Source organism: Rhodothermales bacterium, from assembly GCA_041391505.1.
In the GTDB taxonomy this organism is placed as follows: domain Bacteria; phylum Bacteroidota; class Rhodothermia; order Rhodothermales; family JAHQVL01; genus JAWKNW01.
Genome location: JAWKNW010000004.1, coordinates 102412 through 128700, shown reverse-complemented (window position 1 = coordinate 128700; position 26289 = coordinate 102412). Strand labels below are relative to the sequence as shown.

Sequence of the window (26289 nt, the reverse complement as noted above, 5' to 3'; positions counted from 1 at the left end):
ATCTTTAATCCGAGTCCCGATGCAGGCCCAGCGCCTTCCGGCGCTCAATGCATGCTTCACGGAACTGCTTATACCATTCTTCGCCATACTTGCGCACAAGCGGTTCGCGTAGGAAGTCCATTAGCTGGGTACCGTGCCGCTGCCCATGTTTGATCGCCGGGGTGCAGAGGCTGATTTGCTCGTAATTCAGTGCCTCGTAGTCGCCATACCGCTGGACGCGGATCGGGTAGAGGTGGCACGACACAGGCTTTTCGAAGTCGATACGACCGTCACGGTACGCCTTTTGAAGGCTGCACTTCGCAATCGGACCCTCGTAGTAGACGAAGACGCACTCGGCCTTGTCCACGCAGCGCGTGGCATACCGTCCTTCTTCGACTTCTTCCCAGGGACCGTGCTCCTCGATGATCGCGCGGGCCTCTGGCCGCAATAACTTGCGAACCCGGGGCAAGGCCCGCTCCAACGCTGCTCGCTCGTCCGGCTCCAGTGGGGCGCCGGATGATCCGACAACACAGCACCCGCCCAGGCACGCTCCGAGGTTGCAGGTGAACGGGGCATCGAGCACGTTGTCCGATACTAATACGCTACCTACAGCAAACATAATGCCAAAATATAGTGATTAAAGGAACGCTTGTCAACATCCATCGCACATTCATGGAAATATCTTTTTATCGACACGCCCACGGCTCCGGTTACACCGCCTCGATCAATTAACGGAAATCCCTATCTTGGGACAATCAAACGGGTCATTGGTCATTGGTCATTGGTCATTGGTCATTGGTCATTGGTCATTGGTCATTGGTCGAACGCGTCGCCTCCGGCGGGTTCCCGATCGCCCGCGGCCGGCGGTCGCTCACAGCCCCAGGACCGCGCACCATCGCAACGCATGTCATCACACCGAACAGCACACGATCCACGCGAGGAAGACTTCGAGCGCGCCCTGCGGCCCGGCCGGCTGGATGAGTTCATCGGGCAGCAGAAGATCAAGGAGAACCTGCAGATCTTCATGACGGCCGCGCTGCAACGCGGTGAGACCCTCGATCACGTCCTCCTCTCAGGGCCGCCCGGGCTGGGGAAAACGACCCTCGCGCACATCATCGCCAGCGAGATGGGCGCCGGCCTCAAGAGCACGAGCGGTCCGGTGCTGGACAAGCCCGCCAGCATCGCCGGCGTGCTGACGAACCTTGAGGAAGGCGACGTGCTCTTTATCGACGAGATCCACCGCCTCAGCCCGATCGTCGAGGAATACCTGTACTCGGCGATGGAAGACTACAAGATCGACATCGTCATCGACGCCGGCCCGAACGCCCGAAGCGTCCAGATCGCGTTGCCGCCGTTCACCCTCATTGGCGCGACCACCCGCAAGGGCCTGCTCACGGCGCCCCTGCGGGCCCGCTTCGGCATCGATTTCCGTTACGACTACTACGACGCCGACCTGCTCCAGCGCATCGTCCTCCGATCCGCCGCCATCCTCAAGCTCGAGATCGACGAGACCGGCGCCTACGAGATCGCGCGACGAAGCCGGGGCACACCGCGCATCTCCAACCGCCTGCTCCGTCGCACCCGCGACTTCGCCCAGGTCAAAGGCGACGGCCGGATCACGCGCGCCATCGCCGACCACGCGCTCAACGCGCTCGACGTCGATTCCGAAGGACTGGACGAGATGGACAAGCGCATTTTGCTCACGCTGATAGAAAAATTTTCCGGTGGACCGACCGGTCTTTCCAACCTGTCCGTCTCCGCCGGCGAGGAAGCCGGCACCATCGAGGAGGTGTACGAACCCTACCTGATCCAGGAAGGCTTCATCGAGCGGACGCCGCGGGGCCGTGTGGCCACGGCGCGGGCGTACGCGCATTTCGACCGCATCCCTCCCCTCCGTACCGGCGACCTGTTCGAGTAGGCGCCTCCGGCTCCGCGGGGCGCGTTCGGCCTGGCGCGAACCGCACCCGGATCAGACGCCGGCACACAAAAGCGTGCACCGAACTTGGTTTCCCTGTGGACAGGACGTATTTTCTGAACGCCCGCTAAAAAGCGGCTTTTTTTGCCACTACCGCATTATTTGTTACGAAGGAGGATCCTCCTATGCCTTACGTTGTCACCGAGGCCTGCATTAACTGCAAACACACCGATTGCGTGGAAGTCTGTCCGGTCGATTGCTTCTACGAAGGTCCCAATTTCCTGGCGATCCACCCCGACGAATGCATCGACTGCAACGCATGCGTACCCGTTTGCCCTGTGGAGGCCATTTACGCGGACGACGAGTTGCCGGCGCACCTCCAGCACTACGCCGAATGGAATACCTACCTGGCGAACCAGTGGCAGCAGCAGGGACACAACATCACCAGCAAACAGGACCCGCTCCCCGACGCGGAGACCTGGGCCAAGAAGGAGAAATCCGAACAGGATATCCTGACCTGGGATGGCGGCGAATAAGGCCGCGCGCAAAACGCAAAAAAAGCCGCACCGGATTGTCCGATGCGGCTTTTTTTATGGTACTCGGTGTCGCGGGCGATCAGGTGCCGGCGGCGTAGTCCGTCGCGTAGGCGATCTGCTCTTCCGTGAGGGTGTCGATCGACAGGCCCATCGTTTCCAGCTTCACGCCGGCGATTTCCTGGTCGAGCGCCTCCGGCAAATCATACACGATCGGCTCCAGCTTGTCGCCGCGCTTATGGGCCTGCACCAGCGTCAGGTGCGCCATGAACTGGTTGGCGAAGCTCATGTCCATCACTTCCGACGGATGGCCTTCCGCCGCCGCGAGGTTGACCAGGCGTCCGTCCGCCAGGACGAACACGCGCCGGCCGTTTTCCAGGGTGTACTCCCGGTTGTTGGCGCGGATGATGCGCGTATCGGTGGACAGCTCCGCCAGCTCCTTCAGGTTGAGCTCGACGTCGTAGTGCCCCGTGTTGCAGACGATGGCGCCGTCCTTCATCTTGGCGAAGTGCCGGCCGCGAACCACGTCGCTCATGCCGGTAGCCGTGATGAAGATGTCGCCGACCGCAGCGGCTTCGTCCATCGTCATCACCTTGTTGCCCTCGAGGATAGCCTTGAGAGCGGCCGTCGGCTTCACCTCGGTCACGATGACATTGGCGCCCAGCCCTTTCGCCCGCATCGCGACGCCGCGGCCGCAATGGCCGTAGCCGGCGACGACGACGTTTTTGCCGGCGATGAGCACGCTCGTCGCGCGCAGCACGCCGTCGAGCGTGCTCTGCCCGGTGCCGTAGACGTTATCGAAGTCCCATTTCGTCTCCGCGTCGTTGACGGCGTAGACCGGGTACAGCATCTTGCCGTCCGCCGCCATGGCGCGGAGGCGATGGACGCCCGTCGTGGTTTCTTCGCTGCCGCCGATGATCGTGTTCGCCTTCTCGGGGAAACGATTGTGGACGGTAAAGATGAGGTCGGCGCCGTCATCAAGCGTGAGGTGCGGCGTCTTGTCGATCGTGCGGTCGATGCACCAGTAGAATTCCTCGGTATTCATGCCATGCCAGGCATAAATCTCGATGCCGCCTTTCGCGAGGGCCGCAGCCACTTCGTCGTTCGTGCTCAACGGGTTGCACCCGCTCCACGCCACCTCGGCGCCGCAGGCGGCGAGCGTCTCGATCAGCACGGCGGTCTCTTTCGTCACGTGAAGGCAGCCGGTGATCTTGTAGCCTTTGAAGGGCTTGGATTCCGCGTATTTCTCGCGAAGGCGCATGAGCACCGGCATACGGCTCTCCGCCCATTCGATGCGCATGCGGCCGGCGTCGGCCATGCCCAGATCGCGCACTTTGTAGGATCCTTCTTTGTGGTCCATGATCTCTTTTTAAGTCGATGTAAAACAAGTCAAACGAGCGGCGGCAGCGCTGCGAGCCACGAGTGCGCCCCCATTCCGCCCAATAAACAGAACCCCTTGCCCGAGGTTGCGCCCATCCGGAAAATTCTTGCCGGCGCGGGTCGATCCCCCTCCCCCAAGCAGCCGCGGCGCACACGCGATCCCGTTATCGGGCGCGGCTCGTACGTTCTACTTTCACCAGCCGCACCACCTTGACGCCGGCCGGGGTCGACAGCCGCAAGAGGTACACCCCGCTGGCCAGATGACCGACCTCGTACGGGAGCGTATACGATCCGGCCGGCTGCGTGGCGTCGACGAGCACATCCATCTGCCGTCCGAGGACATCGTAAACCGCCAGTTCGACATGGCCCTCTTCCGCGAGAGTATAGGACAGGTTCGTGCCTGTGGTGAACGGATTCGGATAGTTCGCGTGGAGCGCCAGCGCGCGGGGAATATCGAACCCTCCCCCGACGGTCTCCAGCGTGGAGTAGCGCAGGCTGGCCGTGCCCACGCGCCAGGGCCCTTCCTCGGGTCCGGGGACGCCGGCGGCGTCGATGCGCAGGTAAATCTGGCGCCCTTTCCTCTCGAGCAAGTCGAACACCGCCTGCTGCAACCCCACCTGCCGGCCGACGAACGCCGATTCGCCGGCCATCTGGCGTATCGCGGTCGAGGCCATCACGCCTTCGTAGCCATCGACGGGCTGAAGGAGCGCCCATGAGGCGCCCCCATCGTCGGATAGCTTCACATTCATCCCGACCTCGCCGGCCCGCAGGCTCGCCTCCCACTGATAGATCAGCAGCAGCGAGAGATTATCGACGTTGTCCGGCAGATCGAGCGGCCCCATCACGAGGCCCGAATAGGCGGCATTGCCCACACTCTGGACACTCCACTGCGTCCCATCCCAGCGCCATGAACCCGATAAGACCGCATCCGGCATCAGATTGAGGGCTTCCTGCAACCGGTATTCGATCCGGAACGGCCGTTCATCGCTGGCCGGATAGACGGCGATATTTCCATCGAAATCGACGAGACGCAACCGGAACGTAATGCTGTCCCCCACGACGAGCCCTGCCCCGGACGCCAGCGCGAACGGGGCCTCGAACACCCGTCGATCGTCCGCGCTCATCGGCAAGCGGATCGCGCCTTCGTCGATGCCGGCGCGGCGATACACCTTGTACAACGCCTCCACCCGCTCGACACCGACGTTGTCGCCGGCTTCGACGTAGAGATCGGGCAGATCCTGCCCGGGCGAGAGGGCCAACCGGTAGGCCGGCAGCAGCGAGGCCTCGGGCCGCTCCACATCCTCGGGCGCCTCACCCAGCACGGTGATGTCGTCGAGATACCAGCCGGCATAGCCCTGCGCCGGCTGGTCGTTGCCCGCATCCGTTCCGAAATCAAACCGGAGCAGGACCTCGTCGGCCACCGGAAGCGAAACAACGGCGCGTTGCCAGCCATAGCTGAAGCCCCCGAACGCGGCCTGTCCGCCCATCGGGTTGCTGCGGCCGGCGTCGATGACGCCGTCGTATCCGCCCACCGGATCGAGCACGCGCCAGGTAGCGCCCCCATCTTCAGACACCTTGATGTTTCCACCATCCCACAGCGTGGTCGACCCATCCCCGGCGCTTTCGGTATCGTAATAGTGCCAGAAGACGAGATAGGTATCCCCTGCCGTCCGCACCCGCAGGGGCGGCAGCGTGAGGGAGGAGATGCCGGCCTGATCCGAATAGGCCCCGGCGGGATTGATGCCCCAGACCCTGGCGCCGGAATGGGCGAAGCGGGTCCCGAAGACCGGGGTTGCCTGTTGCCACAGGCCATTCGACTCGATGCCGTCCACGCTCGCCTCGAAATCATAGAACCTCAACACCCCGCCATCGGCCACGATGGAAAAGGTGAAGGGGCCATCGGCCGGCAGGGCGGTTTCGTTCGCGCCGAGCGAGCGATCGCGCGCCACGATCTGATACGAGACGACGCTCGCGGGCTCCATATCCTCCACCGGCACCGGAAAGGCGCCCTGGTACGAACCGTCGACCCGGGTCAATCCAAATGAGGAATCCGCGATCACGCCGCCGAGGGGATTGACGATCCGGAACAGCACCGACACCCCCTCGATCCCCAGATTGTCCGTAGCCTCCACGGTCACGACGGGCGGCCAGTCGGCCAGCGCAACGAGGCCAAGCGGCTCATGCGCCACGACGGGCGGTTCGGCGTCCGGCCCGAGCGTGAACGAATACCGGGTTTCCATGTCGGCCGAGGGCAGCCGCGTCATCAGGCCGCGCTTGTCGGTCACTTCCACCGCGTACACCACGTTGCCGGCCTCGGAAGGCAGGGCGAGCACGCCCTCATACCGATCGTCGCCCGCCGGATTCAGCGTGAGCTGCTGGGTAAGGGTGCCGTCAAAGCCATACGTGATCGACACCGCGTCGATTTCCGAGGAGACGCCCACGGCATCGACCACGAACGCGACCTCGCCGCCGAGCTGCTCGACCCAGGTGATCGGCACGTGGGTGGCGAGGGGGCTGAAGGCGGTCCGGTCGACCAGTCCGCGCTGCTCGAACAGATCGAACAGCTGCGTGGCGTGTTCGCCGGCATACAGATCCAGATCCGCCTGGATGACCGCCTCAGCGGCATCGCGGAACGTGACGGGATGCATCAGATAGGCATGCGAGGCCAGGTTGAGGCGATCCGTCACGGTGCGCCCGAGCACGTCGTACACCGCCATCTGCGAGACAGCCCAGAGCATGCCATCGGCATAGATGTCGCAGGAAGTCGGGCGGTCGTCGCACTGCGTGGCGGTGGGGTAGGTGCCCTGGAACGCCAGATGCCGGCCGGCCCAGATGGCCCCGTCGCCGCTATCCCACTTAAAAAACGTTTCCCAGTCTGACCGCCCCAGACCGCCCTCTTCCGCAAGAAAGCGGGCGTAGGAGGCCGCCCAGTAGTCGGCCCATCCCTCGTGCAGCGCGCGCCCCTCAGCGCTGTCCAGCAAGCCGGGCGCGCTTTCCTGCAGCAGCGCATGGCCGTATTCATGCCAGATCACGAACGCGTCTTCGGCATCGTCCACCCCGCCGGCGCCAAACGCGATGTAATTCAGCGTCGGATAGAACCGCGAATTGTCTTCGTTGCCGAGCCCGAACGGGTTGATCGAGATGGCGCGATCCTGGATCGGCCGCCCGATATTCAGCGATTTCACATACCGCTGGCTGGTGTCGACGTGGTAATAGACGTTTACCGCCTCGAAGGCGTCGTCCGCGCGCCCATACCGGAATCCGTCGGGCAGCGTCTCGGCGGGCGGCGCGTAGACGTCGCTGCCGGCCGGGCTCTGGCCGACGATCTTGACATGCGGCCCCTCGAGGCGGTACAGCCCGTCGTTGCCCAGCGCGATGTCGGGGAGGTCGACGAGCACCCGCTGGTCGTTGATGGCCGGCACGTCCTGATCGTCCGCATCGTCGAACGCCTGCGCGTACGTCAGGCCCGACGTGGAGAGCGGATCGGGGTTGAAAGCGAAGCCCTGTCCCGTCGCCATGCCGGCCGCGCCGACGGCGGGGGCCGGCGGGAGATGCGCCCTCGTTTCGGAGGGCGACGCGACATAGGGACGCGCGTGCGTGCTCAGGTCGCGGATCTGGATGAGCGCGCCCGACCTATCGTCGATGAGCAGCTCCCACTCGCCGTGATTCCGTTCGCTCCAGGCGACGAGCCGCCAGGCCAGCCGCGGTTCGGGGCGAGGGATCACGACCAGCTCCGCCGGCACGCTGCGGGCGAGATCGCCCTGGAGCGCATCCCGGGCCAGCGCGAGCACCTCGCCGGCCGAGCGGAGCGGCTGCACGTCCAGCGCGGCGTTTCGAGCCAGGTTCGGGGCATAGCCGCTAAGCACCATCGCCGGCGCGCGGCGGCCATCCAGGTTGACGCGGACGGTCCGGTGGTACACCGGAATGCCGCGATACATCTGCTGAAACGTGAGATGCCGGGCCCCCTCGCTCTCGACGCGGTCCGCGAGCACGAGATCGTCCAGCGAGGCTTCCATGCCGAAGGAACCGGCCTGGTCCGCGAGGTAGCGCCGGGCGACCGCCTCATCGCCGAGCGATGCCGGCGGCGGAGGCGCCTCGATGCGATAGCGTGCCCGCAACACACCGTCGTCGATATCCACCCGCCCCTCCGGGACGACACGCGTCCGGAACCGGGTCAGCGTGTCCTCCGGCGCGTACCGAGCGGCCGCGACGGCGGACAAAACATCCGCCACGCGCGCTTGCGGCTGCCGCGCCTGCCCGAACGCCGGGGAGGCGAGGACAGCCAGCATGACGCCCGCAAGAATCAGGTGCGAAGTATATCGAGGCATTCCATAGTGAGACGTGGTCGCTCGGTCCGTCAGGCAAGCTGCGCGGCGGCCCGCTTCAGCGAGTCCACCCGATCGAGCGCCTCCCAGGAGAACTCCGAACGACCAAAGTGACCGTATGCAGCTGTCTGGCGGTATTTCGGTTTAAGCAGATCCAGCTGACGAATGATGGATGTCGGGCGCAAATCGAACGTCTCGCGAACCAGTTGCACCAGCTGTGTATCAGAAACAACTCCTGTGCCATAGGTGCTCACGTCGATCGACACCGGGGCGGCGACGCCGATGGCGTAGGCGATCTGGACGAGCACTTCATCGGCGAGGCCGGCGGCTACGAGATTTTTCGCCACGTGCCGCGCGGCATAGGCCGCCGAGCGGTCGACCTTCGAGGGGTCCTTGCCGCTGAAGGCGCCGCCGCCGTGCGCGCCGCGGCCGCCGTAGGTATCCACGATGATCTTGCGCCCGGTCAGCCCGGTATCGCCATGCGGCCCGCCGATGACGAAGCGCCCCGTCGGGTTGACGTGGAGGATGAGGTCCTTGTCGATCAGCTCGGCCGGAATGACGCGCGGAAGGAGGATCTCGCGCACATCGTCATAGATCCGCTTCTGAGACACCTCCTCATCGTGCTGGGTCGACACGACGACCGTGTGCACGCGCCGGGGGGTGCGTCGGTCGTCTTCATATTCGATCGTGACCTGGCTCTTCGCGTCGGGGCGCAGATAGGGCATCAGGTTGGTGTGTTTGCGGATCTGGGCGAGTTCGCGGACGAGGCCGTGCGAGAAGACCAGCGTCATCGGCATCAGTTCGTCCGTTTCGCGGGACGCGTATCCGAACATCATGCCCTGGTCGCCGGCGCCCTGCTCGGCGTGCAGGCCGGCCCCTTCCGTCACCCCCTGGCTGATGTCCGCGCTCTGCTCGTGGATGCTGCTCAGGACGCCGCACGAATCCGAGTCGAACCGGAGGCGCGGATCCGTGTAGCCGATATCGCGGATCACGTCGCGCGCGATCTGCTGCACGTCGATGTAAGCGCTCGTCGTCACTTCGCCCGAGAGCATCACCAGGCCGGTCGTCACGAGCGTTTCGACGGCTACGCGGCTGGAGGCATCCTGGGCGAGCAGCGCGTCGAGGATGGCGTCGGAGATCTGGTCGGCAACCTTATCCGGGTGTCCTTCGGATACAGATTCAGAGGTAAACAGGTAGGCCATTCGTGGTTTTAGCATCAGAGATGAAGAGGTACGCCGGCGGGGCTAGTGCCGCCTGGCACGACGGAGCGACGACCATGGTCCGACGCCACCCGATCCAGCGCGCGCGCCGGCGGATGGGCTCCGATCCCGGACAAAACGTTTCTCTTACGCCACGTCGCGCATCCTGTTGCCTACGGGTATCGGCCAAAAAGTGACGTTCTGTTAGCGGGACCGGGGGCCGGGCGGCGAGGAAGCGTCGCGATGGCAGGGCTCCGGGGGCGCCGATAATTTGACGCGCGCCGGCCGGAACCAATCTGGCACACGGATGGCTAGAAGAAAGGGACCTGTCCGTCCCGCGAAAAAAGTGAGCGACCGACATCGCGGCGATTGACAATCGTCCTGGAAGCGCTTTTCTTTGGTGCTTTCTTTTTTCCGAATCGGGGTACGGACCATCTCTTTTCCCGAGAACGTCTACGGCGACATCGCCGTCATTCATAGATCCTGTATGCGTGCAGAAGGCGTAAGTAAACAAACCGTCGTCCACGAAGCAGCGCAGTTGTTCAACCATATCGGCTATAGCGACCGCTATTTTGCCGATGTGTGGCGTGCGTGCGTCGACACGGAGACCGAGTTGAGCTGGGCGTACGAAACGCCCGACCAGTTTGCCCGGGCGGCCTTCGCGTTTGCCGCCGGCCAGTCCGTCGCGCACCTCCATCGCGTCATCGCCGCGCACGCCAGCGCGCCCGACCAGCTGGCGGCTATTTTCGACGGCTTCGAGTACCTTTTTTCCCGTCCCCCGCTCAAGGGAGGCTGCGCGTTGTTCAACACGCTCACGGAAGAAGGGTGCGATCCGGACATCAAGGCGCTGGCCCGCCGCGAACTGCTCGGCATCCAGCTTGCGATCGAGCATGTGCTGCGCCGCGGCAGGTTGCTCGGCGACTTCGTTCGCTCCATCGACCCGCCCTCCTTTGCGGCGCACATCACCAGCACCCTGGAAGGCGCGTTCCGGCTCAGCCGCGTGTATCAAACCACGACGTATCTGCGATCCGCCCTTCAGCATCTGCGCCGAATGGCCATGATGAACATGTGCGCGTAACACGCGGGCGTCTTCGCTGACAGAAACAATCCTCGAACCGGCGGGATTTAAGCCGCCTGTTTTGATGCGCGTTTGCACCAAACGCGCGCCTGCGTTGCTTCTACCCATACCCTGGAGTAATTTAGCGCGCTCGCGAGTGCGACTTCGGCACAGGCTAGACCGGCAAACCCCGCCGCCTGATCCCGTCGCAATCCACCATACCATCAGCAAGAACGCCGTTAGTTATGTCCGAGATTAAATCCAAAGTCTTCGCCATCGTCGCCGACAAGCTGGGCGTTGAGGAAGAGAACATCACCATCGAGTCCTCTTTTATCAACGACCTCGGCGCAGACTCACTCGACACGGTCGAGCTCATCATGGAATTCGAAAAAGAATTCGATGTCACGATTCCAGATGAGGACGCCGAAAAGATCTCCACGGTCGGGCACGCCGTTGACTATCTGAAAGAAAAAACGAGCTGATTCGGTATGCAGGCCCGGCGTGTCGCTGCCATTGCGGAAGCGGCACGCCGGGCATTTTTGTCTGCATACATCCGCAACGGACGGTTTAACCTATGAGCAACGGCATGCGCAGGGTGGTGATTACAGGCATGGGTGCGCTTACCCCCATTGGCCTCAGCGTCGAGTCATTCTGGGAAGGCATGATGCAGGGCAAGAGCGGCGCCGGCCCGATTACGGCGTTCGACTCGAGCGAGTATGCCACCCGGTTCGCCTGCGAATTGAAGGGGTTTGATGTCCTGAATCACATGGACAAAAAATCCGCTCGCCGGGCCGACCGGTTCACCCAGCTCGCCATCGTCGCCGCGGACCAGGCCGTTCAGGACGCCGGCATCGACCCGAGCACGCTCTCCACGGAGGAAAAAGACGGCACGGCCGTCATTTTCGGGAGCGGCATCGGCGGGCTGCAGACCTTTCAGGAACAGACCGAGATCTACCTGAATCAGGGCCCCAACCGCATCTCCCCGTTCTTCATTCCGATGCTCATTCCGGACATCGCCGCGGGCCACATTTCGATGAAGCATGGCTTCCGGGGTCCGAACTACGCAATCGTGTCGGCGTGCGCCACCGGCAACCACAACATCGGCGACGCCTTCGTGATGATCCAGCGCGGCCTGATCCATGCCGCGGTGTGTGGCGGCAGCGAAGCGACCGTCACCCCGCTCGGCATCGGCGGCTTCAGCGCGCTGAAGGCCCTCTCCACCCGGAACGATTCGCCGGAAACGGCCAGCCGGCCGTTCGACGCCACGCGCGACGGCTTCGTCCTGGGCGAAGGCGCCGGCGCCCTTTACCTGGAGGAACTCGACCACGCCCGGCGGCGCGGCGCGCGCATCTATGCCGAGATCATCGGCATCGGACTATCCGGCGACGCCTACCACCTCACCGCGCCCGACCCCGAGGGCAACGGCGCGCGGCTGGCGATGCTGATGGCGCTGCGCGACGCCGGCATCACCACGACGGATGTCGACTACATCAACATGCACGGGACGTCGACCCCGCTGGGCGACGTCGCCGAGTCCAAAGCCATCGAACAGGTTTTCGGCGACCACGCGTACGCGCTCAACGTCTCGTCCACCAAGAGCATGACCGGGCACCTGCTCGGCGCCGCCGGCGCCGTGGAGGCCATCGCCTCGATTCTCGCGACGGTGCACGACATCATCCCGCCGACCATCAACTTCAAGGAAAAGGACGAGCAGTGCCGGCTGAACTACACGTTCAACACGCCGCATCGCCGCCCCGTCAACTACGCCGTGAGCAACGCCTTCGGGTTTGGCGGGCACAACACCTCCGTCATCTTCAAGAAGTACAGCGACGGCTGATCGCGGCACCAACGCCGCTCACCGAAACACGATATCCTGAACGAGCGGCGCCTCCAGCCGTTCGTTCAGCCGTTTTCGCCACGCGTTCCGATGCAGGTACAACTCCTGCCGCCACGTGGCCGACGTGACGACCACATAGAGGATCCCCTTGCTGGCCCAGACGCGTTCGGTGACGGCGTTGATGGGGCCGCCGGCGACCTCTTTCCAGGCATCGACGATGCGCGCTTCATCCAGCTTGCGCTCGATGCCCAGCGATCCGATCAGTTTGCCGAGCACGTCTCCAAGCGGCTCCGGGCGGTGTTTCGATGACATGTCGGCGCGCGATTGATCCACTTAGTCAAAAATTTGCAGGCGTCGAACGGCCTGCCCGAAAACAATGCATGCGCCCTTTTGTACACACGCATGTTACCTTAAACCGATGGCAGGCGGCTCCGATCCTGAGTGCGTCCACTGAAAGCCGGCCACCTCCTCGGCGCCGGCCTCCTCCTCCCGTCTCATGCTCCAACGCCCCGTTCGATTCATGCTCCGATCGCTGACGCTCGCCGGCCTGCTGCTGGCGACCTTCGCCGCGAGCACCCGGGCGCAGGCGCCGGCCGGCGACACGATGCGCGTCTCCGTCGCCCAGGCCATCCAGCGCGCGGTGACGGCAAGCCCGGAGATCGGCGATGTCGCCTCGCAGCGGGACTTCGCGGCCGCGCGGTACGAACTGGCGCGCGCCAGCCGCTTCCTGACCGAATTTAATCTGAATACCGGGCATTCGGTAGCCCCGGGGCTCAAAGGGATCGGCGACACGCCGACCGACCGGCTCTACCTCAACCCGGACATCCGCAACGACTGGAGCGACCTCAGCATGTATTATCAGATACAGGCCGAGGCCATCCAGCCCATCTACACCTGGGGCGAACTGAGCGGCAACCTCCGCGCCGCGCGGCAGGGCGTGGCGGTGGAAGAGGCCTCCGTCGACATCCGCCAGGCCGAAGTGGCGCTCCGCACCGGCGAGCTGTTCTATAGCGTGTTGCTGGCCGACGAGCTGTTCCGGCTGACCGACCGCGCCGGCGACATCGTCGATCAGGCCAAGCGGGAGATTCGCCGGCTGCTGGACGAAGGGGCCGAGGGGGTGGACGACGCCGATCTTTTTCAGGTCCAGATCACCGAGCAGGAGTTCCTTCGCCGCGTCGTCGAGGTAACCCAGCGCCGCGAAACGGCGCGCACGGCGCTGAAGCGACAGCTTTTCATCCCGGACGGGACGGTCGTCCTCCCCGACGCCATCACGCTCGAGCCCGTCGACTACGCGCCGGATGCGCTCGAAGCGTATTTCGAGCGGGCGTTTGCGCATCGACCGGAGTTGCGGAAGGCCCGCGCCGGGTTTGCCGCGCGGGATGCGCTGGTCGACGTCGCCCGGTCGCAGTATTACCCCAAGCTGTTCGCCGGCGTGTCGTCCAACCTGTCGGGCGCCGACGGGCGCTACCGGCAGCCGACCCCGTATGTCGGCGACCCGTTCCGGGGCCGCTCGTTCAAGGCCGGCCTGGGCCTGCGGCAAAACCTCAACGTCTTCCAGACGCGCGCGCGCGTCCAGCAGGCCGAGGCGGAGCGCAATCAGGTGTATTATCAGCAGGAGGGGCTGGAGCAACTGATCCTGTTTCAGGTTGAAGAAGCCTACCGGAACCTGATCGTAGCCCGCGCCGCGCTCGATGCACAAAACGAATCGCTGCGCATCAGCAAGGATTGGCTGCGCGCCGAGATGGTCAACTTCGACCTCGACCTCGGCGATACGGAGAATCTGGTCAAGGCCGTCCAGGCCGAGCTCCAGATCGAAGCCCAGTATTACGAAACGGTACAGCGATACAACATCACGGTGCTGCGCTTACTCAACGCGTGCGGCCTCCTCGTCGACCAGGCGCAGGGTGGCACACTCGTTGAATAAATACAGGGTGCACCGGGAGAAACAGCGAATTTGACGCTTTTTCCCGCTATCGACACCTTTACAAACCGACATCGCTCGATCCAATGTCTTCAATCCTATACAGAATATTCGCCCTTTGCCTCTTTCTGGTCGCCCTGCTCCTGCCGGCTTCGGCGCAGGCGCAGGAAGATGTCATCCGCAAGATGCTCATCGACCGCGATCATGAAATCAAGGCCCTTCTGGGGGACAAAAAAACGCTTACTGACGCCCAGGAGGATGAACTCAAGGAATTGATCAACGGCGTCATCGACTTCGACCGGATGAGCCAGGATGCGCTCGGCGCCGAGTGGAGCAAATTGACCCCGGAACAGCACACGGAATTTGTCAAAGTTTTTAGCGAAATTGTCAAAGGTCAGTCGCTGGCCGACCTTGACATCTACCGCCTCAACATGACCATCGGTGATATCAAGGTGGACGACGACAGCGCCCATGTTGAAACCACCACGGTCTACAAGGAGAAGCCCATGAACGTGGCGTACGCACTGGGCTTCCGCGGCAATGAATGGCGCGTGGACGACATCATCCTCGACGGTGTGAGCACCACCGAAGGATATGCCCGCTCGTTCCAGACGTATGTGCGGAAACGAGGCTTTGACGCCCTGATGGCCAGCTTGCACAAAAAGCTTGATAAAATGAGCGCGACGGGCTGAGAGACCTTCGCTCCGGGTGGCAGGCTCCAAGGGAGAACCTCGTCACAACAGGTGCGTACGTGTGGTTTCCTTCTAGTCAGCCGCCCTAGTAGAAGATACAGATGTCCACGTTCGAAGAAGGATACGTCTACCATACGTATGGACCTGACCGATACGTTCGAGATGCGGTTGCTTCTGTCCTGACGCTCCGGCGTCACGACCCCGATCGTCCGGTTGCGCTTTATTGTCCGCCGAATCACATCGAGGTACTCCAGCAGTACGGGCTTGACACGTTGTTCGACTTTATAGGCGAACTTCCGGAGGAAAACCGGTCGATCATCGGGTTCAAGCATCAACTGCACCTGTTCATGCCCTACGAGCGCTCGCTGTACGTGGACTCGGACATGGTGTGGTGCCGCGACCCGGATCCGCTCTGGACGCAGCTCTCCGCGTTTCCGTTCACGGCCACGGGCCTGGAGCGGGCGGACTTCTTCTTCGGGGGGCCGAAGGGCGTGGCGGTTGCGTTCGACTACCTGCTGGACCGGCGCCGGCGTACGATGCGCCGCTTCGGGCTCAGCCACCTGCCCCGCGTGCAGGCCGGCATGATCTACAGCCAGGACCGCGAACTCACGCGCGAAGTCTGCCAGCGGGCCTCGCGGTTCCTGAGCCGCCGCAACGAGACGCACTTCCGCAGCCGGCTCAACGAAGGCCGCACGGAAGAATCGTGCGAGTGGAGCCTCGCCATGGCGATGAGCCAGATGCGCCTCCATGTCTTCCCGTGGCTCCAGGGCCACAACAGCCCGCAGCTGGACTACATCGACGGCATGACCGAATACGACGGCGATTTCGAACACGTCGTGTGCCGCTACTACACCGACCGGTTCGTGTACATGATGCGGAGCATCGCCAACCTGCCGCTGCGCAACTTCCTGGTCAAGGTCTTTTCCTCGCTGCCGGGACGGGGCGACTACCTCGAAGTGACGCCGTTCGTGCTCCACTTCGGGTGGCTCCACTACAAACCCCGGTTCCGCGAGTTTTCGGTTCGCACGTGGAACCGGCTCACGCAACCCCAGCAGCCCCTGCCCGCCGAGGCCGTTTCCGTGCAGGCGGAATAAATCTCGATTGCATTTTGTATGTTTGGAAACGTGGCCGCCTCCGGGTGGCCACGTTTCTTTTTTTGGACTTGCTCCATCCCCATTTTGCCGATCTCCGGACCACGCACCGCCATGCGCATCGCCCTCATCACCCTGCTCGTCGTCTGTCTCACGCCATTCGCCACCGCGCAACGCGCGCCCCTGTTCACGCAGGATTTCAGTCCGGAAGAATTCGCCGCGCGCCGGGAGGCCGTCTACGATGCGATCGGCGCCTCCGGCATCGCCCTGCTGCAGGGAGCGCCCAGCCCGCGAGGCTACACCCGTTTTCGCCAGACGAACGAGTTTTATTACCTGACGGGTGTCGAGGTGCCGCACGCGCTCGTGCTGCTCGACGGCGCCAGCCGTTCGGCGACGCTGTATCTGCCGCACCGCAACGCGCGCCGCGAGGCGGGTGAAGGGCGCATGCTCGCGGCGGAAGACACGGATTTCTTCAGCGACCTGGGGTACGCCGGCGTATATGGCCCGGAGTTGCTCGGTGAACACCTCGGCCGCCAGCTCCGCCGGGCCGGCGTCACTGTGTTCACGCCGTTCAGCCCGGCCGAAGGCACGGCGGAAAGCCGGGATCTGGGGCTCCGCGTCAATGCCGACATCGCGTCCGACCCCTGGGACGGGCGCCCCACGCGGGAGGCCGCCTTCATGCAGCTCCTGGAGCAGCGCTTTCCCGGCATCGTCCTCGCCGACCTCACCCCGACCCTCGACGCGCTCCGTCTCGTAAAAAGCGACGGCGAGCTGGCCCTCATCCGCAAGGCGACCCGGCTGTCGGGTCTCGCGCTCATGGAAGCGGCGCGGTCGACCGTGCCCGGCATCATGGAAGAAGAACTCGACGCGGTCGCGCGCTACATCTTCCTGCGGCATGGCGCCCAGGGCGACGCCTACTACTCCCTCATCGCCGGCGGCCCCAACGCGTTTTTCCCCCACTATCACGCCGGCAAGAGCCCGCTGGTCGACGGCGAGCTGGTCCTGATGGACTACGCGCCGGACGTCGGGTACTACATGAGCGATGTCACCCGGATGTGGCCCGTCAACGGCCGCTTCAGCAAGGAGCAGCGCGAACTGTACGGGTTTTATCTGGCCTGCTACAAGGCCATCCTGAGCCACATCCGGCCCGAGGTGACGGCGGCCCAGATCCGCCGCGAGGCCGTCAAGGACATGGACGCCGCGTTCGCCGCCGCATCGTTCACCAAACCGGCTCACCGGGAGGCGGCGCGCGCCTTCGTCGAAAGCTACCGCGCCGGCAGCCAGCGCGAGGATGCGCGGCTCGGTCACTGGGTGGGGATGGCCACGCACGACGTGGGCGACTACACCGGCCCGCTGAAGCCGGGCATGGTCTTCACGATCGAGCCGGCGCTGCGCGTCCCGGAAGAGATGATCTACATCCGGCTCGAAGACCTCATCATCATCACCGAAGCCGGAGCCGAAATCGTATCCGATTTTGTGCCGATGGAGATCGAGGACCTGGAGCGGCTGATGGAAGAGCCTGGAATGCTTCAGGACTCGGCGAAAGAGCTGGATGCGGCGCTGATGCAGGCGCTGGATCCAGACATGGCGCGCAAGCGCTAGCGCCGGCGGGCGTTACGTCAGAAAAGCCATCGCCCCGGGCGCGTCTGGCGCCACGTGGTAGAGGTTGAAGAAGTGCTCGCGCAGGAAACGCTCCTGGTGCAGGTGCTCGAACAGACGCACGAGCGGATCGTAGATGCCGCCCGTGTTGATCAGGACGATCGGCTTGGCGTGATAGCCGAGTTGTTTGAGCGTCAGCACCTCGAGGAATTCCTCGAGGGTGCCGAGACCGCCGGGCAGCACCACGAAGGCATCCGAGCGCTCCCGGAGGAGCGTCTTGCGCTCGGCCATCGTGTCGGTGATGATGAGTTCGTCCGCGATGTCGTAGGCGACGCCTTCCAGTTCGTTGAGCGCCCGGGGGAGGATGCCCACGACCTGTCCCTTCGCGGCGTGCGCGGCCCGGGCCAGTTCGCCCATCAGGCCGACATCTCCGCCGCCATACACCAGCGTCAAACCGCGCCGCGCCAACTCGAATCCGAGTTGTTTTGCCACGTCAAAATACGCCGGCTGCACCGCACCGCTGGACGCGCAGAATACGCAGACCGATTCGATCATGAATTCGACCGCGCGTGTTCGAATGCGAACGAGGCATACGCATTCTCCGCGGTCGAGAACCATTTGTAGGAGCTGTCGCGGAACTGTTTAAAGGCCGCGTACACCCGCCCATACCCCGGCTCGGCAGCGGCCTGGGCTTCCATGATCTCGAACGCCTTCTTCTCGGCTTCCGCCATGACGTCGTTCGAGAAGCGGCGGAGGTTGACGCCGGCATCGAGCAGGCGCTGCAGGGCCGGCGGATTTTTCGCGTCGTAGCTCGCGAGCATCGCGATGGATGCCGCCGCGGCCGCCGTGGAGATCGCTTCCTGATAGGCAGCGGGCAGCTGGTCGTACGCGCCCTTGTTGACGTAGAGCGACAGGCCGGGGCCCGGCTCCCACCATCCGGGGTAGTAGTAGTACTTCGCTACGCGATAGAAGCCCAGCTTCTCGTCGTCGTAGGGTCCGACCCATTCCGCCGCGTCGATGGCGCCGCGTTCGAGCGCCGGGTAGACCTCGCCGGCCGCGATGAGTTCGACGCCCACGCCCATTTCGTGCATCACCTCGCCGCCGAGACCGGGAATGCGCATCTTGAGGCCGCGCATGTCCTGCAGACCGTTGATCTCTCGGCGAAACCAGCCTCCCATCTGCGTACCAGTATTGCCGCAGGGAAAGTTGATGACGTTGAAGTCCGCGAACACCTCGCGCATGATTTCGAGGCCGCCGCCGTGGTACATCCAGGCATTTTGCTGGCGGGCGGTGAAGCCGAAGGGCACGGTGCAGTCGAACGAGAGCGCCGGGTTGAGCCCCTTGAAATAATAGCTCGCGCCGTGACCGATCTGGACGGTGCCTTTCTGCACCGATTCGAGCACCTGGTCATACGGCACGATTTCGCCGGCCGGATAGACGCGGATGTCGAATCGTCCATCGGTCAGGGCCGAGACGCGTTGCGCGAAGACCTCGGCGGCGCCGAAAATCGTGTCGAGCGAGCGGGGAAAGCTGGAGATCAGCCGCCACCGGATGTTCGGTTGCGTCTGAACGGCCGGCGCGCCGGCGCCATCGGGGCCGGAGCCGCAACCTGCCAGCACGCCGCCGGCTGCCGCGGCCGTGAGGGTAGACTTCTTGAGAAAATCCCTTCTTTCCATGTCACGTGGACGTTCGATAGCGATGATTTTCCCGAAAAAGTCGGCAATTAAAAGTGAAAAACAAAGCTGGCGCCCCAGATATTCGGGCTGATCTCGTTGACGCCGAGATTGAATTCGGCCAGGAAATGCACCTGCTCGATAAACATGACATCGATGCCCAGATTCGCCCAGGTCGGCAGGTCGGGATCGTCGTCGAAGATGAGGTCGAAATCGATGCCGCCGTAGAGGTCGAGGGTCTCCGAGAGCGGGTAGGCGATGTTCAGCCCCCCGTCGAAGGCCAGATCGTTCTGGACGTGGAGCCCGGTCATGAGCGAGACGTACGGCGGGCCCGGCCGAAGGCCCAGCTCGACGGAGCCGCCGACAAGGGTGCCGTCTTCGAAGAAGCCGGCGCGGGCCTCGAAGTCGAGCCCGGTCCCGACGCCGTAGCGGCCCATGACAAACATCGCGAGCGCGTTGGCGCCGTCGTTGTTGAACACGACCGGAGCGCCGGCGAGAACGAAGGTGCGCCCGGGAAGCGAGCGTGCGGAGTTGAGTACCTGGGCCTGGGCGGTTGAACCGATCCATCCGGCCAGGAGGACGAGGAGCAGGAGGGTGTGTTTCATGGGTTCCGTCGGAATACAAAGGGGAGCGGCCTTATGGGCCACGGCGTGCACCCGGTTGGTGGACGGCCGGCGCATGTGCGCCGATGCTAGATAGAATGGTTGGATGATTTCCGGTCGGCGCGAAAGGAAGAAGGTGTTGGCGCGCCGTCTGATATGCGTTGTTCATCCCAACCCGAATCCCCTGCGAATCGTTCCGGGCCCATGGATGCACAATATTTGATGAAGGCAGGTCGTTGATTCCATAGCCATTCCGGAAACACGGCACCTCCCCCTCGCTCCCTTCTTTCTTAACCCATACCTGGACATCGCCATGTTTACGCGCCTGCTCACGACCGCGAGCCTGGGCCTCGCCGGCCTCGCCCTCTGGTTTTTCGCAACACCGACCTCGACCCCGGTACCGCCGCCCCCTCCGCCGATCCATCCGATCAACCTCCCAACACCTCCCCCGCTCCCGCCGACTATCGACGGCGAGCCCCGTCCCATCCCGGCGTTCATCCATCGCGGGCTCGACTGGCTCGCCGCCGCGCAGCTCGAAAGCGGCGGATGGGGCGCCGGAACGCACGCTCACCAGGACATCCGCGACCCGAAAGCCGTCGCCGCCGACCCCGCCACCACGGCGTTTGCGGCTATGGCCCTGCTGCGCACGGGCAGCACGCCGGCGTCGGGCCCCTACCGCGATCAACTCAGGCGCGCGCTGGTCTTTCTCGTCGATCAGGTGGAATCGCAGCTGCCCGGGACGGCCAACATAACCGACCTGACCGGCACGCAGCCGCAAATCAAGCTGGGGCAGAACATCGACGTCTCGATGACGGCGCAGTTCTTCACGCGGGCGCTCCCCTACCTGGCCGATGACGAGGCGCTTGCCGGCCGCGTGCAGCAGGCTCTGGGCGTCTGCCTGAACAAGCTCGCCGCCACGCAAAGCGCCGACGGCAGCTGGAACGACCGGGGCGGCTGGGCGGCCGTGCTCCAATCGGCCATGGCGAACAATGCGTTCGAGATGGCTGACGAGGCCGGCGTGGCCGTCGACAAGGACGCGCTCGAAAAATCGCGGCGGTACCAGCGGAGCAACGTCGACGCAGCGACGGGTGAGGTGCGCACGGAGAGCGCGGCCGGCGTATCGCTGTACTCGATCGCCAGCAACCAGCGCGCTACGGCCAAAGAAGCGCAGCAAGTCCGGGATGCCATCGCCGGCGCAAAATCACGCGGCGAACTCGCCCCGAGCGCCGAGCCCACGGCCCAGGCGCTGCAATCCCTGGGTTATGCCGCCGACGAGGCCGAGCGCCTCGAGGAATCCTTCCGCCAGAACGAGGCGACCCGGACCATGCTCAACGACGACGCGGTGCTCCAGGGCTTCGGCAACAACGGCGGGGAGGAATTTCTGAGCTACATGATGACGAGCGAGTCGCTCGCGCACGCCGGCGGCGAAGACTGGAGCGCCTGGTACGAAAAAATGAACGAGCGCCTCTCCGCCATCCAGAACGGCGACGGCAGCTGGTCCGGTCACCATTGCATCACGAGCCCCGTCTTCTGCACCGCCGCGGTGATCATGACGATGACGGCGGACCGGGATGGTGCGTCGACGAGGAAGAGCTGAGGGATTGCCTGCGGCTGCGGACATGAGTGCTTCGCGGCCATGAGCTGCCTGCGGCTGCGGACATGAGTGCTTCGCGGGCATGAGCTGCCTGCGGCTGCTGTCAGGAAAGGGTTAAGTATCCTATGAAGCATACATGACCTTGCCCAGCATTCATGACCTTGCCCAGCATTCATGACCTTGCCCAGCATTCATGACCTTGCCCAGCATTCATGACCTTGCCCAGCATTCATGACCTTGCCCAGCATTCATGACCCGGAAAAACCTCTTCCTCATCCCCCTTTGCCTCCTCGTCGCATCCTGCGGGCAGCCTTCGGTTCGGGAACGGGCCGAAGGGCTGCTTGCCGGGGCGAGCGCGTACCTGTGGGCGCAACAGGCCGGCGACGGCGGATGGCACAGCGAGACGCACGGCATCGTGCGGGGTGGGCAGGCCTGGACGCCCTTCATCCTGCACGCGCTGCTCACGACGTCCCCCGCCGCCCGGGATAGCGATGCCGCGCGCGCGGTGGCGTTCATTCGCGCACACATCGACAGCGCCGGCGCGGTGGGACGCCTCCATCCGATCGTACTCGAATACCCGAACTACGCCTCGGCCTTTGCGCTGAGGGTGCTCGCGCGCGACGACGCGACGGCGGGCGATGCCGGCCGCATCGCGCGCTACCTGCTCGGCCAGCACTTCACCGAACCGCGCGGCATCTTCCCGGAGCATCCCGCCTACGGGGCGTGGGGGTTCGGAGAGGTCGGGCTGCCGTCGGGTGGAGTCGGGCATGTGGACCTCTCCCATACGCGGCGCGTCCTGCAGGCGCTGCGCGAGGCGGGGGTGACGGACAGCCTCGTCTACGCCCGGGCTGCGACCTTCCTCGGACGATTGCAAAAGCGCGACGCCGCCGGCTACGATGGCGGATTCCACTATGCCCCACTGGCCGTCTTCGCCAACAAGGGCGGTTTCGAACCGGATGCCGGGGGCGTCCCCATTTATGCGAGTTATGCCACCACCACGTGCGACGGCCTGCTGGCCCTGCTGGCTGCCGGCGTCCCTCCCTCCGATGCCCGTGTGCGCGACGCTGTGGCCTGGCTGCGGGATCACCCGCGGCTCGATTATCCGGAGGGCATCCCTGCCGGACAGGCCGCCGGCTGGGACGAGGCCATCTTCTTCTACCACCTGATGGTCCGCGCCGAAGTCTATCGCGCGCTCGACTGGCCGGACACGGGATGGCGCGGCGAGATCGTGTCGCTCCTCGAAACCCGCGTGCGCCCCGACGGTTCGTTCGCCAATCCGGCCGGCGCGCCCAACAAGGAAGACGACCCGCTTCTGGCGACCGCCTTCGCCCTCGTGGCGCTCGGCGCCCTTGTGCACTGAGCGCGCCCGGCGTCCCGACGCGTCTCAACCTCTCGCATCATGCGCTACCCGATCTTCGACGGACACAACGACACCCTGCTCAACCTCTATGTCCCCGAGCGCGGACAGGGGCGATCGTTTTTCGAGCGGAGCGACATCGGCCACATCGACCTGCCCCGGGCGCTGGAGGGAGGCTTCGCCGGCGGTTTTTTCGCCATGTTCACCCCCCAGGCCGATCCCCCCAAAAAACCCGCGGCAGACGCCTCCCCCGAGGCCCTCGCGGCCTACGTCGAGGCCCTGCAAACGCCCGTCTCCCAGGAACGCGCGCGCGAGCTGACGCTGGGCATGATGGCCCTGCTGCTCCGCATCGCGTCGCAATCCGCCGGCCGCGTGCGTGTCGTGCACGACGTCGCGTCGCTCCGCCAGTGCATCGCCGACGGCGTGATGGCGGCTATCATGCACATCGAGGGCGTCGAGGCCATCGACCCGGGCCTGGATGCGCTGTACGTGTTCTACGAAGCCGGCTTACGCTCCCTCGGCCCCGTCTGGAGCCGGCCTAACGCGTTCGGTCATGGCGTGCCCTTCGCCTTCCCCGGCACGCCGGATACCGGGCCGGGCCTGACCGAGGCCGGCAAGGCGCTCGTGCGCGCCTGTAACGACCTCGGCGTGTTGATCGACCTCAGCCATCTCAACGAAAAGGGTTTCTGGGACGTGGCCGACCGGTCCGCACATCCCCTCATCGCCACGCACTCCGGCGCGCACGCGCTATGCGCCTCGCCGCGCAATCTTACTGATCGTCAGCTCGACGCCATCCGCGCCTCGGGCGGGGTAGTCGGCGTCAACTTTCACGTCGGCTTCCTGCGGGAGGACGGTCGGCAGGAGGCCGATACGCCGCTCCAGCGCATCGCCGATCACGCGGTCTATATGGCGGATCGGATGGGCATCGAACACGTGGCGCTGGGGTCCGATTTCGACGGGGCGACCATGCCGGCCGAGCTGGGCGACGTGGCCGGCTTGCCCCGGCTCATGGATACGCTGGCGGCGAACGGTTTCGGGCCCGACGACCTGCAGAAGATCGGCTACACGAACTGGATCCGTGTGTTAGAGGCAACCTGGCACGGTTAAACGCTCAGCCCCGGATCGATGCGTCGGCTCATCTGAGCGGGAAGTACCACTTGCCGAGATCGGCGGGGGCCGGCGGCAGGTTGCGCAGGTCTTCCCGTATCCCCAGGGAATCGATATAGGCCAGGTGCCGCATCGAAAGGGCAATGCGCTGGTCCGCGCCGCGCTCCAGTCCGCTGAGATGGCCATTCATCCACACCGCCACGGTCTCCGGGTGACGTTCCAGCATGGTTCTGACCACTTCGTAATATCGCCTCAAATCCACCTCCTCATCCCGCAACACGACGGAGGACCATCGCAAGAGCGAGAACGGGTCGCCGGCCTCGCCGGCTTCGAGCCAGAGGGCGGCGGCTTCGTCCTGCCGCCCCATCGCGGCGAGGTGATTCCCGTACAGCCGCTTGCCGACGATCGAGCCTGCCCGGGCCGCGCGTTCGGCCCAGAAGGCGAACTGGGTGGTGTCGGCGTCCGCCCCGGTCAGGCCGGCGACGCGGTACTCCGATCGATAGCTGATGGCGAGCACGGCCATGGCGTCCGCGTCGCCCCGGTCGGCCCGTTCGCGGAGGGTAGCGACGAGGCGGTCGGACCAGTACCGCGCCTTGTCCGGGTCCCGGGTCCAGTCGCGCATCCAGCGGGCGAACCAGTGCCGGCGGTTTCGGAGCTGGACGCCGTTCTCGTAATACGAGGCCAGATACTGCATGGCCGGCGCATCGCCCATGCGCGCTGCCCGCTCAAAATAATCCGCGGCGCGCAGCGGGTGTCCACTGTCATAGAGCGCTCGCCCACGGGCGCTCAGCTCCTCGGCGGAGAGCCCTGCGGGCGACTGGCAGCCGGCCATCAGGAGCAATACAAACAGCGCGACCGCACGCATGGATCGAACGAAGAAAACGGAGACAGACAAAGCGTTTTCCCAAAACGCCTAACCCGTCCATCCGGGTTCCTGCGCAAGGGGGAAAACAAAAAGACCCGGATCGGATGGCCCGAGCCAGGTCTTTCTTGGGTGTGGAGATAAGGGGAGTCGAACCCCTGACCTCTGCAGTGCGATTGCAGCGCTCTACCAACTGAGCTATATCCCCGTCGTGCCCCTGAAACCGAGGGGTCCCGCGCCCGGTTCCGGGGAGGCGATATCCGCGAATACACCAGTCGCAACGAGTTGTTAGTACCCCTCTGCTCGCCTCGCATACCTGCAGTCCGCGCACCAACCATGAAAGGTATTGCCATACCGCTCGTCGGGCTGATGGTATGCCTGGGATATGCCTGCCCGCTCAGCGCACAACCCCGACCTGACTGGGCGGTGGCGCTCGTCAACCTCGACAGCGCGTCGTACGATTTCCCCCGCATCCTCGACACGGCGATCGACCGTGACGGCAACCTGATCGTCGCCGGCATGGCGACCGGCGCGATCGATCTGGATGGCGATGGACAACCGAACTTCATCACGCGGGGCACCACCGACCTATTCGTGGCGCGTTACACGCCGACCGGAGCCCTCTCCTGGGCGCACAACGCGGGAGGCGACTGGTCGCTTGCGTTCAACGACCTACACGATGTACTGGGCCGGCACGTCGCTTCGCTGCACCAGGGCTTCCTGCCCGCCGGCGAGCATCGGTTCATCATCGATGGCAACGCGTTGCCGGCCGGCCTGTACGCGGTGAGGCTCCGTGGCGAGGCGCTGACCGCGCGCCGGCTGATCGTCAGGGTGCCGTAACGAGTCCGAATGCAGGTACATGCAGATGATCGGAACATGAAAGGTTCGTTTTAGCGGAACAGCCCCGATACCACCTCGTAATTCACACGTGCGCAACACGTGTAATCCGTACCGTCATGCAAAAGAAACTGACCATCACGATCGACGAAAGCGTCTACGAAGGCTTGTACCGCATCGTCGGCGCAGGCAATATCAGTCAGTTCATCGAACGCCTGTTGCGTCCGCATGTCATCCAGGATGAACTCGATGCGGCCTACGCCGAAATGGCTGCAGACGAATCCCGGGAGCGAGAAGCCCTGGACTGGTCAGAGGCCCACATAGCCGACGCTGCCGATGAAACGTGGTGAAGTGTGGTGGGTGAACTTCGACCCATCCGTTGGAGGTGAAATTCAGAAAAAACGACCCGCTGTCATCGTCAGCAACGATGCATCGAACAGACACCTGAATCGGGTCCAGGTGGTGCCGATCACATCAAACGCCGATCGCCTGTACCCGAGCGAAGCCTATGTACGGGTCGGTGATCGCACAGGGAAGGCCCTGGCAGATCAACTGGCAACCGTCAGCAAGCTGCGCTTCATGAGTCGGATAGGAACGATCTCCCCGGGTGATTTGCAGGCCATTGAACGGGCCATTCGGATTCAGCTCGGGATGTCGTGACCGTTTGACAGTCCAGAGCCTGCTGAAACCAGACCCTTTGGATCTTGAATCCCCGAAGGGTCTAAATTC

At 64.2% G+C, this 26289-nt stretch carries 24 protein-coding genes and 1 tRNA gene; 15 read left to right on the top strand and 10 right to left on the bottom strand.

Annotated elements, in window-relative coordinates; translation table 11 throughout:
* Positions 1–4: 4 nt before the first annotated feature.
* Entirely contained in the window at positions 5–598 is a 594-nt protein-coding gene (locus R2834_05835) for a DUF3109 family protein (GenBank protein MEZ4699829.1), read from the bottom strand.
* A gap of 285 nt (positions 599–883) precedes the next feature.
* Between R2834_05835 and ruvB the strand changes: the two genes are divergently transcribed.
* Together ruvB and R2834_05825 are read left to right on the top strand one after the other, a co-directional pair.
* Positions 884–1897, top strand: a complete 1014-nt coding sequence (gene ruvB, locus R2834_05830) for a Holliday junction branch migration DNA helicase RuvB (protein MEZ4699828.1) — start codon at positions 884–886, stop codon at positions 1895–1897.
* 182 nt (positions 1898–2079) lie between these two features.
* A complete protein-coding gene (locus R2834_05825) occupies positions 2080–2430 on the top strand; it encodes a ferredoxin family protein (protein ID MEZ4699827.1) in 351 nt (116 codons plus the stop codon).
* A gap of 79 nt (positions 2431–2509) precedes the next feature.
* On the opposite strand, the gene R2834_05820 is transcribed toward R2834_05825, so the two are convergent.
* From R2834_05820 to metK, 3 genes are all read right to left on the bottom strand, one after another.
* Positions 2510–3787 (bottom strand): adenosylhomocysteinase, encoded by a 1278-nt coding sequence (locus R2834_05820; protein ID MEZ4699826.1) that lies wholly within the window; start codon positions 3785–3787, stop codon positions 2510–2512.
* Positions 3788–3971: 184 nt separating this feature from the next.
* Complete coding sequence (locus R2834_05815) at positions 3972–8135, bottom strand: T9SS type A sorting domain-containing protein (protein MEZ4699825.1); 4164 nt, start codon at positions 8133–8135, stop codon at positions 3972–3974.
* 29 nt (positions 8136–8164) lie between these two features.
* Complete coding sequence (metK, locus tag R2834_05810; protein MEZ4699824.1) at positions 8165–9334, bottom strand: methionine adenosyltransferase; 1170 nt, start codon at positions 9332–9334, stop codon at positions 8165–8167.
* A gap of 484 nt (positions 9335–9818) precedes the next feature.
* Here metK and R2834_05805 point away from each other — a divergent pair, with 484 nt between their 5' ends.
* The 3 genes from R2834_05805 to fabF all read left to right on the top strand — a co-directional run bounded on the left by R2834_05805 (position 9819) and on the right by fabF (position 12225).
* On the top strand, positions 9819–10409 hold the full coding sequence (locus R2834_05805) for a hypothetical protein (protein ID MEZ4699823.1): 591 nt from the start codon (positions 9819–9821) through the stop codon (positions 10407–10409).
* A 224-nt stretch (positions 10410–10633) separates the two neighbouring features.
* A complete protein-coding gene (locus R2834_05800) occupies positions 10634–10870 on the top strand; it encodes an acyl carrier protein (protein MEZ4699822.1) in 237 nt (78 codons plus the stop codon).
* A 92-nt stretch (positions 10871–10962) separates the two neighbouring features.
* A complete protein-coding gene (gene fabF / locus R2834_05795) occupies positions 10963–12225 on the top strand; it encodes a beta-ketoacyl-ACP synthase II (protein MEZ4699821.1) in 1263 nt (420 codons plus the stop codon).
* A gap of 18 nt (positions 12226–12243) precedes the next feature.
* On the opposite strand, the gene R2834_05790 is transcribed toward fabF, so the two are convergent.
* Positions 12244–12537, bottom strand: coding sequence for a DUF721 domain-containing protein (locus tag R2834_05790; GenBank protein ID MEZ4699820.1), 294 nt, complete (start codon positions 12535–12537; stop codon positions 12244–12246).
* Between the two features lie 208 nt (positions 12538–12745).
* Between R2834_05790 and R2834_05785 the strand changes: the two genes are divergently transcribed.
* From R2834_05785 to R2834_05770, 4 genes are all read left to right on the top strand, one after another.
* Entirely contained in the window at positions 12746–14149 is a 1404-nt protein-coding gene (locus R2834_05785) for a TolC family protein (protein ID MEZ4699819.1), read from the top strand.
* Positions 14150–14232: 83 nt separating this feature from the next.
* On the top strand, positions 14233–14838 hold the full coding sequence (locus R2834_05780; GenBank protein MEZ4699818.1) for an ABC transporter substrate-binding protein: 606 nt from the start codon (positions 14233–14235) through the stop codon (positions 14836–14838).
* Between the two features lie 272 nt (positions 14839–15110).
* Positions 15111–15932, top strand: coding sequence for a hypothetical protein (locus tag R2834_05775; GenBank protein MEZ4699817.1), 822 nt, complete (start codon positions 15111–15113; stop codon positions 15930–15932).
* A gap of 111 nt (positions 15933–16043) precedes the next feature.
* Complete coding sequence (locus R2834_05770; GenBank protein ID MEZ4699816.1) at positions 16044–17531, top strand: Xaa-Pro peptidase family protein; 1488 nt, start codon at positions 16044–16046, stop codon at positions 17529–17531.
* 12 nt (positions 17532–17543) lie between these two features.
* On the opposite strand, the gene R2834_05765 is transcribed toward R2834_05770, so the two are convergent.
* The 3 genes from R2834_05765 to R2834_05755 are packed head-to-tail and all read right to left on the bottom strand — an operon-like array spanning position 17544 to position 19806.
* A complete protein-coding gene (locus tag R2834_05765; GenBank protein MEZ4699815.1) occupies positions 17544–18083 on the bottom strand; it encodes a TIGR00730 family Rossman fold protein in 540 nt (179 codons plus the stop codon).
* Positions 18080–19204, bottom strand: a complete 1125-nt coding sequence (locus R2834_05760; GenBank protein ID MEZ4699814.1) for a TRAP transporter substrate-binding protein — start codon at positions 19202–19204, stop codon at positions 18080–18082. The genes R2834_05765 and R2834_05760 overlap by 4 nt, the downstream gene beginning before the upstream one ends.
* A gap of 47 nt (positions 19205–19251) precedes the next feature.
* The gene (locus tag R2834_05755; GenBank protein MEZ4699813.1) at positions 19252–19806 is read right to left on the bottom strand and encodes a hypothetical protein; all 555 of its coding nucleotides are present in this window, start codon (positions 19804–19806) and stop codon (positions 19252–19254) included.
* 310 nt (positions 19807–20116) lie between these two features.
* Between R2834_05755 and R2834_05750 the strand changes: the two genes are divergently transcribed.
* The 3 genes from R2834_05750 (at position 20117) to R2834_05740 (ending at position 23861) form a co-directional block, all read left to right on the top strand.
* A complete protein-coding gene (locus R2834_05750) occupies positions 20117–21400 on the top strand; it encodes a hypothetical protein (GenBank protein ID MEZ4699812.1) in 1284 nt (427 codons plus the stop codon).
* Between the two features lie 247 nt (positions 21401–21647).
* Entirely contained in the window at positions 21648–22757 is a 1110-nt protein-coding gene (locus R2834_05745; GenBank protein MEZ4699811.1) for a hypothetical protein, read from the top strand.
* Between the two features lie 39 nt (positions 22758–22796).
* A complete protein-coding gene (locus R2834_05740) occupies positions 22797–23861 on the top strand; it encodes a dipeptidase (GenBank protein ID MEZ4699810.1) in 1065 nt (354 codons plus the stop codon).
* Between the two features lie 28 nt (positions 23862–23889).
* Here the strand turns inward: R2834_05740 and R2834_05735 are convergent, their stop codons facing one another.
* Positions 23890–24756, bottom strand: coding sequence for a hypothetical protein (locus R2834_05735; protein MEZ4699809.1), 867 nt, complete (start codon positions 24754–24756; stop codon positions 23890–23892).
* A 102-nt stretch (positions 24757–24858) separates the two neighbouring features.
* A tRNA-Ala gene (locus tag R2834_05730) sits at positions 24859–24931 on the bottom strand.
* 128 nt (positions 24932–25059) lie between these two features.
* On the opposite strand from R2834_05730, the gene R2834_05725 reads away from it, so the two are divergent.
* The 3 genes from R2834_05725 to R2834_05715 all read left to right on the top strand — a co-directional run bounded on the left by R2834_05725 (position 25060) and on the right by R2834_05715 (position 26220).
* Complete coding sequence (locus R2834_05725) at positions 25060–25563, top strand: hypothetical protein (GenBank protein MEZ4699808.1); 504 nt, start codon at positions 25060–25062, stop codon at positions 25561–25563.
* A gap of 116 nt (positions 25564–25679) precedes the next feature.
* Positions 25680–25910, top strand: a complete 231-nt coding sequence (locus R2834_05720) for a hypothetical protein (GenBank protein ID MEZ4699807.1) — start codon at positions 25680–25682, stop codon at positions 25908–25910.
* Positions 25897–26220: a type II toxin-antitoxin system PemK/MazF family toxin gene (locus tag R2834_05715; protein MEZ4699806.1), complete on the top strand. Its 324-nt coding sequence runs from the start codon at positions 25897–25899 to the stop codon at positions 26218–26220. The genes R2834_05720 and R2834_05715 overlap by 14 nt, the downstream gene beginning before the upstream one ends.
* The last annotated feature ends 69 nt before the right edge of the window (positions 26221–26289 follow it).